We start from the raw sequence: 11,400 nt of genomic DNA on the forward strand, positions 1-11,400 counted from the left end.
TGGGCAGAAGCCATTCGTGACGAACCCCCGCCCGCTACACTCCCACCGCTCGACGTTTCCCCAGGTCAAGCCACGAAGTACTGCTGGAGTACTAGCCGGCCCTGGCGCCCGACGGCCCTGACGCCGGGGCCGAGCCGCGGTGGCGGCGCCGGGCCGGGTGCGCAGTGCCGGCGTGGCTGTGGGGTGGTTAGGCTGCGGGGCATGGATCCGGCCCTGACCAGCGGTGTGACCGCCGAACCCGTCCTCCTCGACGCCGATGAGCTGACGTCCGACCCGGAACTGGAGTCCCGGTTCGCGGAATCTGCCCACCGGATCCTCGCGGACCTGGTCCGCGCAGGTGCCGCGCTGGGCTGGGTCGAACCACCCTCGCGCAACGAGGTGGCGGACCTCGTCGGCCCGGTCCTCCGCGCGGCGCGCGCCGGTGACGCGGCCCTGCGCGCCGCCTACGTCGACCGGCGGCTCGTCGGGCTCGGGTACTGGCTCCGCTACGCCCGGCCGACGCACCGCCCGCACGCCGACCTGGAGAAGATCGCCGTGGCGGCCGTCGCACAGGGCCGCGGGGTCGGCCGGGCGCTGACCGCCGCCCTGACCGCGGACGCCCGTATGGCGGGCATCGAGGTCCTCACCCTGGACGCCCGCGGCGACAACGCCCACGCCCTGCGCCTCTACCGCTCGCTGGGGTTCACCGAATACGGCCGCCTGCCCGCCTTCGTCGCCGTCGGCGAGCACCGCTACGACAAGGTCTTCTGCATGCTGGACCTGCGCCGGGAGAGCTGACCCGGCCCCGGCCCCCGCGCCGCCGGCCCGCCCGCCGACAGCCGTGGACGGCCGCGGTCTCCGCCGCGAGTCACCCCGCCGAAGCCGCCCGTTCCTCTCCCCTGAGCATGTCGAAGAGGCTGTGAGGTGCGCGGTCGCCGAACATGCGCTCGTGGAGGCGTACGGCTTCCGTGGCCTCCTGCGCGCTGCGGGCGAACAGGGCCTGCTCGTACGAGGTGAGCGCGGCCTCGACGTCCTCGGGGTGCGCGGCGAGGGCCTTGCCGAGTTCGGCGCCGTCGTACATGGCCAGGTTGGCGCCCTCGCCGGACGGGACCATGAGGTGCGCGGCGTCGCCGAGCAGGGTCACCCCGGGCACCCTGTCCCACCGGTGCGCGAGCGGCAGGGTGTGCAGGGGGCGCAGGACGGGCGGGGTGTCGCCGTCGGTGATCAGCGCCGTCAGTTCCGGTGCCCAGCCGGCGAACTCCCGGGCGATCCGCGCGCTCGCCGCGGCGGCGTCGGTGAAGTCGACGGCGGTGAACCAGGCCGGCGGCCTGGACAGCGCCACATACGTGTGCAGCGTGTCCCCGCTCTCCCGGTGCGCCTGGATCCCCTTGCCCGGGGCGAGCGCCAGCATCGATCCGCCGCCGACCGCCTTCGCGGCGGCCGGGTGCCGGGTGTCGGCGTCGTAGAGGTACGTCTCCACGAACGACGTGCCGGCGTACTCGGGCACCGCGTCCGACAGCAGCGGCCGGACCCGCGACCACGCGCCGTCCGCGCCGACCAGCAGGTCCGTGACGAGCGTGCCGCCCTCGGTGAAGGTCACCTCATGGCGGCCGTCACCGAGAGCGCGGACGCCGCCGGCCTTGTGGCCCCACCGGACGGTGCCGGCCGGCAGTGAGTCGAGCAGGACGCGGCGCAGCTCGCCGCGCTGCACCTCGGGGCGTCCGCCCGTGCCCTCGTCGGGTGCGTCGAGCAGGACGGTCCCGTCCCGGTCCAGGATCCGCATGGCCTGGCGGCCCTCCAGGATCAGGGCGCGGAACTCGTCCGTCAGGCCGGCGGCCTCCAGGGCGAGCTGTCCGTTGTGGTCGTGGATGTCGAGCATCCCGCCCTGCGTGCGGGCGGTGGGCGACGCCTCGGCCTCGTGGACCGTGACGGGGATGTCGTGGACGTGCAGGACGCGGGCGAGCGTGAGGCCGCCGAGTCCGGCGCCGATGATCGTGACGGGGGTGCGCATCGAGATTCGGTTCCTTCGGGTTCGAGGCCGGCCGGGGTCCGGACGAGGTCTCTGGTACGGCATTCCATTCTGGTACGGCGTTCCAATGTTGGAACGGCACTCCATCCATGTCAAGATGGCGGCATGGCAACGCGGACACGCCGGTCACAGCGGCGTACGGAGGCGCTCTCCCGCGAGCGCATCGTCGAGGCCGCCGTCGAACTGCTCGACGCGGCCGGTGAGAGCGGGCTGACGTTCCGGGCGCTGACCGAGCGCCTGGCCACGGGGCCGGGAGCGATCTACTGGCACGTGGCGAACAAGGACGAACTGCTCGGCGCCGTCACCGAGGCCGTGGTCGCCGCCACCCTGGCCGCCGGCCCGGCCGCGCCCGCAGGGCCCGGGCCCTGCGGGCCTGCTCGTTCTGCCGGGCCTGCCGAAACCTCCCGTCCTGCCGGGCCTGCCGGCGACTCCCGATCTCCTGGGCCTGCCGGGCGCGGCGCGTCCGCTGACTCGCCGCAGGACGCGATCCGGGCCGTCGCGCTCGGGCTGTTCGAGGCGATCGAGGACCACCCGTGGCTCGCCACGCAGCTCGCCCTGCAACTGTCCCGCAACCCCTGGGGACCGGTGACACCGCGGATCTTCGAGAGCGTCGGCCGGCAGGTCCGCGCGCTGGACGTGCCCGAGTCCAGCTGGTTCACGGCGACCTCGGCACTGGTGCACTACGTCCTGGGCGCCGCGGGCCAGAACGCCGCGAACAGCGCGGGCGCCGACACCGGCCCGCATGCGGAGCGCGCCGAGTTCCTCGACACCGTGTCGTCGGCGTGGGAGCAACTCGACCCCGAGGACTACCCGTTCACCCGGGCCGTCGCCGACCAGGTGCGCGGGCACGACGACCGCGAGCAGTTCCTCTCGGGGCTCGACCTCGTCCTCGCCGGCATCACCGCCCTGCACCCGCCCAGGGGGTGACCCCCGGCTCCGGGAACGGGTTGCGGCATGCCTCGCGCGGGTGGACGACTCCCTTGCACGTCGGGAGACTTCGGCGTGACCTGGGGAAGATCGGGAGGGGCGCGTGAAGCCGTCACAAGTGGAACGGGTGCGGACGTACCTGGCGTCTGCCGGGTGCGGACGAAGAGGTCCTGGGCGTCGCCCTCGCGTGCCCGGCGGGGCGGGTGTCGACGCTCATGGCCGGACTCAAGTCGGAGGTCGCCAGCGCCGCGGCGGCCGGGGAGCAGGCCGGGCGCGAGCGCCGGCGCAAGCAGGTCGACGCGGCGCTGGACCGCTCGGCCGGCCCGGACCTGCCCGTACGGGAGCGCAACGTGCTGGCGCTGACGAGCGGCAGGCTGCTGGTCTTCTCGCTGGGCGGCCTGATCACGCCGCAGCCGCGGAAGCTCCAGTGGGACTTCCCGCTGGACGAGGTGCGGTGGGTGTCGCGGAGCAGGTTGACGACCGGGGCGGCGATGGCCCTGCGGGCGGACATCGGCCTGGCCGACGGTCACGTGGCCCGCCTGGATTTCCCCCGGGCAGCGGTGAAACCCGGGCAGGCGCTGCTGCAGGAGCTGCACCGGAGGGTCCCCGACCGGTCCGCCTGACGGTTCCGGGGAATCCGAAGGGGCCGCTCGACCGGCCCGTAGCGCACTGTCCCGCGGGCTCCCTGACGGCTGCGCCCGGTCTTCCCGGCGGGCTCGGACCAGGTTCCCGCCCGAGTTGCCCGGCGGCCCTGCAAGGCCCTCCCGACAGCCCGCCATGAGCGGCGTCGGGTGGCAGGGGTGTGAGCCGTGGGACACCGACGTACCGTGTAAAGGACGGAAGAGGCGCGGCCCGCGTGAGGGACGCGGTGGCACGCCCCGCCCGCTCCCCTGGCGTGGGGGCGGGAAACGTCGAAGGCGGGAGAAGAAGCTATGCCGGCACGTGTCCGACGGACCCGGAGCCACCGGTCCACCCTGCGTACCGCGGCCCCCGTGGTCACCCTGCTTCTGGCGGCGACGGCATGCGGCGGAACCTCCGCCCAGGTGGGCGCCGTCGGCTCCACGGGCGCGGTCGGTTCCGCGTCGGGGCCGCCGACCGGCAAGGACGCCCGGAGCGCGGCGCAGGCGAGCCCGGGGCGCAGCGCCGCCGAGTCGACCGCCCCGGCCAGGGGCGACTCCGCCACGCTCGGTGACCACCAGAGCACACCGCGTGCCGTGCCCACGGCGAAGGCCGCCCAGTGCGTGAACGACTACTTCTCCGGCATGACCACGGCCCAGCGGGTCGGGCAGCTCTTCATGGGCGGGGTCTCCGCGGCCCACCCCGACCAGGCCCAACTGCGCACCCTGCGCGCCCAGCACGTGGGCTCCGTCATGCTGACGGGCCGCAGCGCCGCCGGTACGGCGGCGACCCGGAAGGTGGTCGACGGCATCCGCCGACAGGCCGACCAGGTGGGCGGCCGGCGGGCCCAGATGGTGGTCGCCACCGACCAGGAGGGCGGCCAGGTGCAGGTGCTGAGCGGTCCAGGCTTCTCGGCCATGCCCGACGGGCTGACCCAGGGCGGCTGGAGCACCACGCCCCTGCAAACCCGGGCCGCCGACTGGGCCAAGCAGCTCAAGTCCGCCGGGGTCGACCTGAACCTCGCCCCGATCGCCGACGTGGTCCCCGCGAGCCTGGGCACCCGCAACCGCCCCATCGGCTACTTCCACCGCGAGTACGGGCACACCCCCGACGTCGTGACCTCGCACAGCGGCGCCTTCGCCGCCGGGTTCGCGCAGTCCGGGGTGATGACCACGCTCAAGCACTTCCCCGGGCTGGGCCAGGTCCTGGGGAACACGGACACCACCGCGAACGTGGTGGACTCGGTCACGACCACGAAGTCCGCCTCGCTGGAACCCTTCCGGGCCGGGATCCAGGCCGGTTCGCCCTTCGTGATGATCTCCTCGGCCACCTACACGAAGATCGACGCCCAGCACCTGGCGGCCTTCTCGCCGGCGGTCATCGACCAACTGCTGCGCCATGACATGGGGTTCAAGGGCGTGGTCATCTCCGACGACCTCGGCGACGCGGTGGCGCTGCGGTCCTTCACCCCGGCGCAGCGGGCGGTCGACTTCGTCGCGGCCGGCGGCGACATGGTCCTGACGATACGGCCCTCCATCGTCCCGCAGATGGCGCAGGCCGTGCAGAGCCGGATGCGGCAGGACGCTTCCTTCCGCGCCAAGGTCGACGCCGCCGTGCACCGGATACTCGACGCCAAGCACAAGGCGGGCCTGCTCGACTGCGGGTGACCCCCGGACCACCGGTTCGCAGCCGTGGTGCGGAAATGGTTGTACGGCTCATGTTGCGCTTCTGTCCCGCTTCTGTACCACTTCGCCCACAGGAAGAAATCCCGGTTGATGCGTGAGGGAGCTGTGGAAAGATCGCGGAGTATCTCCGGATCTTTCCGGGCCGCACCGCGGCCCGCGATCCGGCCCCCATGATCAACTGGAGGACCCACGTGGCCAAGAGTTCCGGCCTGAACACGCGTCGCGCGGCGGCGCGTGTCACGGTTGCGGCGGTCACCGCCGCGCTGGTGGCGACCGGTACCGGCGCCGCTTTCGCCGCCGACGCACCCGGACGGTCTGCATCGCAGGTCTCCGCCGGCGCCAAGGCGTCGGGCGTCACGAAGTACGGCGTCGCGACCCCGTCGGTGGCTGCCAAGACCAACGCGCTGTACGGCATGGACAGCAAGGGTGACCTGTACGGTTACTGGCCCGACAGCACGGGGACGCTCGGCCCCCGCCAGCCGACCGGTTATGGTTTTCAGGACGCCCGCTTCATCACGCAGGTCGACCAGGACAAGAACGGCGAGTCGGACGGCATCTGGGACGTCACCGCGGGCCAGCTCAGCTACACGAAGTTTGACACCGCCCCCGTGCCGGTCGGCGGCGGCTGGAACATCTACAACCGCGTGCTCTCGACCGGCAACCTGGGCGGCGCCGCCTACGATGACCTGCTGGCCCGGGACAGCTCGGGCGTGCTGTGGCTCTACCTGGGCTACGGCAACGGCAAGCTGACCTCGCGCTACAAGGTCGGCGGCGGCTGGAACGCGTACACCGACCTGGCGGGCAAGGGCGACCTGACCGGCGACGGCAAGGACGACATCGTCGCCAAGGACACCTCAGGCGTGCTGTGGCTCTACAAGGGCACCGGCAACTCCAAGTCCCCGTTCGCGGCGCGCACCCGCATCGGCAGCGGCTGGAACACGTACAACACCCTGCTCTCCGTCGGCGACATCAACCACGACGGCATCACCGACCTGCTCGCCCGTGACAAGAACGGCGCGCTGTGGCTGTACAAGGGCACCGGCAAGGCCTCCGCCCCGTACGCGTCCCGCGTGAAGATCGGCAGCTCCGGCTGGAACACGTACCGCATCCTGTACTGATCCGGTCGCGCCGCCCCACCGAAGGCAGTTGAACGGGCCGCTCCCCTCCTGGGGAGCGGCCCGTTCAACATGTGTGATCGATACCTCGCCCTCACAGGTTCCTCACACCCTCACACCCTCACACCAGTCTCTGTATCTCCTTGAGGTGTCTCCGGAGGTGTCGCCTGAGGAGTCGCCCTCAGGTGTCTCCTCACGGTGCCACCTCGGAATCTCACCTCGAACGAGCACGAGAACAAGAAGGACAGGGACGGTAGGGATGCGCAGACCCAGGGGATATCTGGCGGGCGCCGTCGCCATCGCGGTGGTGCCCACAGCGCGGCCGGCGCCGGGCCGGCCGGGGCGTCGAAGACGGTGACGCTGATCACCGGCGACCGGGTCGAGGTGACCGCCGACGGTCAGGTCACCTCGGTGGAGCGGGCGAAGGGCCGGGAACGGGTGCCGTTCTCGGTCCGGAAGATCGCCCGGCACACACAGGTGGTACCCAGCGACACCCAACCACTGCTGGCGAACGGCAAGTTGGGCTTACGGCTCTTCGACGTGACCCAGTTGGTGGCGTACGGCTACGACGACGCGCACCACTCCGAGGTGCCGCTGATCGTCACCTTCCGGGACCGGCGGGAACGCTCGACGAGCTCGTTCACCGATGCCGGGGCGCGGATCGACCGCGCGCTCCCCGTCATCGGCGGTGCCTCGCTGCACACCGACAAGAAGCGAGGTGCCGCGTTCTGGAACACCCTCACCGGCGGCGCAGGCGCCCGCGCCGGGGCGGGGTTCACCGCCTCCACCGCGGTGGCGAAGGTGTGGCTGGACGGCAAGCGCCGGGGCACCCTGGACCGGAGCGTGCCGCAGATCGGCGCCCCAGCCGCCTGGGCCGCAGGGTACGACGGCACCGGCGTCAAGGTCGCCGTGCTGGACTCCGGCGGGGACGAGGCCCATCCCGACCTGGCGGGCCAGGTGATCGCGGAGCAGAACTTCACCGACTCCCCGGACACCGGCTACCATTACGGCCATGGCACCCACGTGGCGTCCATCGTCGCCGGAACGGGCGCCGAGCCCGGCGGCAGGTACAAGGGCGTCGCCCCGGGCGCCAAGATCCTCAACGGCAAGGTCATCGACGACCGGAACGAGGGTGAGGAGTCCGGCGTCATCGCGGGCATGGAGTGGGCGGTGGCGCAGGGCGCCGACAGCGTCAACCTCAGCGTCGGCGGCGAGGACACCCCCGGCATCGACCCGGTGGAGGAGACGGTCAACCGGCTCTCCGCCGAGACCGGCACCCTCTTCGTCATCGCGGCCGGCAACGAGGGCGAGGACGAGCACACGGTCGACTCCCCGGGCAGCGCGGAAGCCGCACTCACCGTCGGCGCCGTCGACAAGGCGGACAAGCTCGCGGACTTCTCCAGCCGCGGCCCGCGCGTCGGTGACAGCGGGGTCAAGCCCGACCTGACCGCACCCGGCGTCGCCATCACCGCCGCTTCGGCGCCCGGCAGCACACTGGAGGGCCAGTACCCCTCCACCACACCGGGCTACCTCGCGCTCGACGGCACCTCCATGGCGACTCCGCACGTCGCGGGCGCCGCGGCCCTGCTCGCCCAGCAGCACCACGACTGGGACGGCGCGCGCCTCAAGGCGGTGCTGACCGGGTCCGCCGAGCCTGGCCCGTACAGCTCGTTCCAGCAGGGCACCGGCCGCACCGACATGGCCCGGGCGATCGGGCAGAGCGTCGTAAGCGAGCAGGGACCGATCAACTTCGGCAGGCAGGAGTGGCCGCGCACCGACGACCAGCCGGTGACGAAGCAGCTCACGTACCGCAACCTCGGGACCGAGCCGGTCACCCTGGACCTGTCCGTCGACGCGCTCTCGGTGAACGGCAAGCCCGCTCCCGGGGGCCTGTTCACCGTCTCGCCGGAGCACCTCACCGTCCCGGCGGGCGGCGAGGCCACCGCCTCCGTCACCGCCGACACCCGGGCCGGGGACACCGACTGCACGTTCGGCGGTTCGGTGACCGCCGCCTCCGCCGACAGCACGGTCAGGGAGCGCACCGCCGTCGGGGTGGAGCGCGAGGTCGAGATGTACACGCTGACGCTCAAGCACCTCGACGAGGACGGCAGGCCCATCGGCGATGCCACGACCGAGGTCCAGGGCATCGACACCGACTTCCACGCCGCCTACGGCGACGAGGAGGACGGCGAGCTGACGGTACGGCTACCCAAGGGCGACTACTCCCTCAGCGGGATCATCCACGCCGACCCCAACGCCCCTGTGCACGCCCTGCTGTTCCAGCCCCTGCTGCGGTTGGACGAGGACACCGTTGTCAGCATCGACGCGCGGCAGGCGCGGCCGGTCCAGGTGACCGTGCCCGACTCCGCGGCCAAGAACATCGACGGCGTGGTCGCCGTCGGGTGGCAGCGAGGCGCGGGACTGGCCCCGGGCCTCTTCACCTACGGCTTCCCCGGCTTCCAGAGCTTCACGGTCGGACAGGGTCAGGCGTTCGCCCAGTACTCCGGCACGTGGAGCGACCAGAGCAGCGGCACGCCCGTCAACTACCACCTGGCCTGGCGACGTACCGGCCGGCTGGGCGGCTTCAGCACCGAGGTCCAGCCGAAGCAGCTCGCCGAGGTCGGCTTCCGGATCGGCTCCCCCGCCCAGGGGAAGGAAGCGAACATCCTGGCGCAGACGGTGACCCCTCGTGGAGAACTCGCTCCCCTCGGTACGCCCCTGCACGTGAGTCTGCCGCTGCACGGCACCGACTACGTCCTCGGCCACGACGTCAAGTGGAGCTTCCTGGTCCTCGCGGGCAGCGGGCCCGACGCCCAGCTCTGGGGCACGGGGACCTATCGGGCCAGCGAGACCTACACCGAGCGGTACAACGTCGGCGTCTTCGGTCCCGCCCTGAGGGGCACGGGCGGCGCGCCGACCGTGCTCGCCCCCGGCATCGCCCGGAACGGGAACGTCATCAGCGCCTATCTGCCGCAGTTCAACGACGGCGCCGGGCACTGGAACACCTCACCCGGAGCCAGTTCGCTCCAGGCCGACGGCAAGCAGATCTCCGACCCGCACGGCGTCCCCCTACCGACGACGTCGTCCAGTACACCGTTCCGGACCAGGACAGCGCGTACGAGTTGACCGTGGACACCTCCCGTGACGCGGCGGTCACGCCGGTGAGCACCCGGGTCAGGGCGGAATGGACCTTCCGTTCCGCCCGGACGCCCGAGGGCACATGGTCCGCGCTGCCGCTGTCCGTGGTCCGCTTCTCCCCCGAGCTGACCCCGGCCAGCACCGCGAAGGCCGGCCAGATGTTCGACGTGCCGTTCCGCGTCGAGGGCGCCGCAGCCGGGCAGCGGCTCCGGAAGCTCACCTTCGAGGTCTCGTACGACGAGGGGCGCACCTGGCAGCGCGCGGACGCCGTCGGCGGCACGCACCTCTCGCTCCGGCACCCGGACCGGGCGGGCCCCGTCTCGCTGCGGGCCGGCCTGACGGACGCGCGGGGCAACACGCTCGTCCAGACGATCGAGCGCGCCTACCTCACCACCGAGTAGACCAGGTGACCGGGCAACACCCCTGATGACCGGGCCGAGGGTGGCAGACCGACGCCGCCCCCGGCCGGGTTACGCGGGCGATGCTCCGCCACTGCCTGAACGGCCTGGGCGGCACCCCCAGCACCGGACGCCGCGAGCTTCCGGGCGAACCATTCTGGCCACAGCACTTTCTAGAAGCGCAGCGGGGTGTTCCAGTCCAGGAGCCGGGCGAGTTCGTCGTCCCCGGGGCTCCCGGATCCGGTCGCCGACGTCCGGGTGGCCGGGGACGAGGTGTGCGTGCCGCGGGAGATGCCGCCGCTGACGGCGGTGTTGTGCTCGGTGCGGGGACGGCGGAGCGATTCGTACAGGGTGAGCGCGCGGGTGTGGTCGGGTACGTCGCGCAGGCACTTCGCGAGGACGACGGCGTCCTCCAGTGCCATCGAGGCACCCTGGCCGGTCGCCGGGGAGGCCGCGTGGGCCGCGTCGCCGACCAGGAGGACCCGGCCGGACCGCCAGGGCGTGCCGGGCGGCAGCTCCGTGGCGTTGGTGACCATCAATTCGTCTGCGGTGGCCGCGACGATGTCCGCGACCGGGGTGGGGTCCTTGCGCAGGAGGGGGACGAGCAGGTCGCGCCGGCCGGCCGCAGTGCCCCGCGCGATCTCCTCGGCGGGCAGGGGTTCGCCGCTGCTCACACGCTCGAACCAGTACGTCTGCCCCGTGGGCGAGGTGGCGTGGCCGAACGCGGCGGTGCTGCCCCGCACCATGATGATGCACGCCGTGTCCCCGAGGACGGGCGCTGTGCCGGTGTAGCCGTAGTAGACGCGCTGGCCGGCGTAGACGGGCTGTGCGATGGGGGCGACGGCTCGGCGGACCGTGGAGTGCACGCCGTCCGCGCCGACCAGCAGGTCGCCCCTGGCGGTGCTGCCGTCGGTGAAGCGCGCGGTGACACCGTCCGGGCCGTCCTCCACGGATGCGAGCCGGACGCCGTGGCGGACGCCGATGCCCCGGCCGGTGGCTTCCGCATGCAGGGCGGCGTTGAGTTCGCCGCGGCGCAGGTACCGGTAGCGCAGCACGGGGTCGTCGGGGTCGCCGAGCGGCACGTGCGCCGTCTCGGCTCCCGTGGCGTCGAGCACGCGCATCGACGTCAGCGGGAAGCCGAGCGCGGTGACCGCGGTGGCGGCGTCGAACTGGGCGACGGCGCACATGCCGTTGCCGGCGAGGGTGAGGAACGCGCCGATGTCCTCGGCGGAGTCGGGGTGCGCCTCGTACACGGTGACGTCGTACCCCGCCTTGTGCAGGGCCAGGGCCAGGGCCGTCGCCGTACCGGCGATCCCCCCGCCGACGACAAGAACACGTGCCACTGCCATGTCTCCTCCACTCGTACGGAACCTCGTCCCCCGGTCCTACCCGTGCGGGCGGGGCCGACGCTCGCGGGGCGGTTTCTAGCGGTCGTTGCAACACGCGGTTGTGTTGATCAGGCCGTGAGCAGTTTATGCAGGCGCTCGGCTGGGGTTTCCCAGCCGAGCGTT

General features: G+C 72.5%; 9 protein-coding genes. 7 read left to right on the plus strand and 2 right to left on the minus strand.

The features are described 5' to 3' along the window. The first annotated feature begins 201 nt into the window (after positions 1 to 201). A complete protein-coding gene (locus ACFC02_RS39320) occupies positions 202 to 777 on the plus strand; it encodes a GNAT family N-acetyltransferase (protein ID WP_376367281.1) in 576 nt (191 codons plus the stop codon). A gap of 70 nt (positions 778 to 847) precedes the next feature. Here the strand turns inward: ACFC02_RS39320 and ACFC02_RS39325 are convergent, their stop codons facing one another. Beyond that, positions 848 to 1,990 carry an FAD-dependent oxidoreductase gene (locus ACFC02_RS39325; protein WP_376367283.1) on the minus strand — a complete coding sequence of 381 codons (1,143 nt, stop codon included), beginning with the start codon at positions 1,988 to 1,990 and terminating at the stop codon, positions 848 to 850. A gap of 123 nt (positions 1,991 to 2,113) precedes the next feature. On the opposite strand from ACFC02_RS39325, the gene ACFC02_RS39330 reads away from it, so the two are divergent. The 6 genes from ACFC02_RS39330 to ACFC02_RS39355 all read left to right on the plus strand — a co-directional run bounded on the left by ACFC02_RS39330 (position 2,114) and on the right by ACFC02_RS39355 (position 9,892). After that, positions 2,114 to 2,935, plus strand: a complete 822-nt coding sequence (locus ACFC02_RS39330; RefSeq protein ID WP_376367285.1) for a TetR/AcrR family transcriptional regulator C-terminal domain-containing protein — start codon at positions 2,114 to 2,116, stop codon at positions 2,933 to 2,935. Between the two features lie 215 nt (positions 2,936 to 3,150). Then, on the plus strand, positions 3,151 to 3,558 hold the full coding sequence (locus tag ACFC02_RS39335) for a hypothetical protein (RefSeq protein WP_376367287.1): 408 nt from the start codon (positions 3,151 to 3,153) through the stop codon (positions 3,556 to 3,558). A gap of 369 nt (positions 3,559 to 3,927) precedes the next feature. Beyond that, positions 3,928 to 5,220, plus strand: coding sequence for a glycoside hydrolase family 3 N-terminal domain-containing protein (locus ACFC02_RS39340; protein ID WP_376367289.1), 1,293 nt, complete (start codon positions 3,928 to 3,930; stop codon positions 5,218 to 5,220). A gap of 209 nt (positions 5,221 to 5,429) precedes the next feature. Continuing rightward, positions 5,430 to 6,356 carry an FG-GAP repeat domain-containing protein gene (locus ACFC02_RS39345; RefSeq protein ID WP_376367291.1) on the plus strand — a complete coding sequence of 309 codons (927 nt, stop codon included), beginning with the start codon at positions 5,430 to 5,432 and terminating at the stop codon, positions 6,354 to 6,356. Positions 6,357 to 6,707: 351 nt separating this feature from the next. Further along, entirely contained in the window at positions 6,708 to 9,479 is a 2,772-nt protein-coding gene (locus tag ACFC02_RS39350) for a S8 family serine peptidase (protein WP_376367293.1), read from the plus strand. A 2-nt stretch (positions 9,480 to 9,481) separates the two neighbouring features. After that, positions 9,482 to 9,892 carry a hypothetical protein gene (locus ACFC02_RS39355; RefSeq protein WP_376367295.1) on the plus strand — a complete coding sequence of 137 codons (411 nt, stop codon included), beginning with the start codon at positions 9,482 to 9,484 and terminating at the stop codon, positions 9,890 to 9,892. Between the two features lie 170 nt (positions 9,893 to 10,062). Here ACFC02_RS39355 and ACFC02_RS39360 read toward each other — a convergent pair whose 3' ends face one another. Next, positions 10,063 to 11,238 (minus strand): FAD-dependent oxidoreductase, encoded by a 1,176-nt coding sequence (locus tag ACFC02_RS39360; RefSeq protein ID WP_376367297.1) that lies wholly within the window; start codon positions 11,236 to 11,238, stop codon positions 10,063 to 10,065. Positions 11,239 to 11,400: the final 162 nt, after the last annotated feature.

Source organism: Streptomyces sp. NPDC056160 (genome assembly GCF_042268205.1).
Lineage (GTDB): Bacteria > Actinomycetota > Actinomycetes > Streptomycetales > Streptomycetaceae > Streptomyces.

What these genes read in the sequence shown, in the direction of transcription:
- ACFC02_RS39320 (WP_376367281.1), top strand. Translation starts at nt 202, where the DNA reads ATGGATCCGGCCCTGACCAGCGGTGTGACCGCCGAACCCGTCCTCCTC.
- ACFC02_RS39325 (WP_376367283.1), bottom strand. Translation starts at nt 1,990, where the DNA reads ATGCGCACCCCCGTCACGATCATCGGCGCCGGACTCGGCGGCCTCACG.
- ACFC02_RS39330 (WP_376367285.1), top strand. Translation starts at nt 2,114, where the DNA reads ATGGCAACGCGGACACGCCGGTCACAGCGGCGTACGGAGGCGCTCTCC.
- ACFC02_RS39335 (WP_376367287.1), top strand. Translation starts at nt 3,151, where the DNA reads ATGGCCGGACTCAAGTCGGAGGTCGCCAGCGCCGCGGCGGCCGGGGAG.
- ACFC02_RS39360 (WP_376367297.1), bottom strand. Translation starts at nt 11,238, where the DNA reads ATGGCAGTGGCACGTGTTCTTGTCGTCGGCGGGGGGATCGCCGGTACG.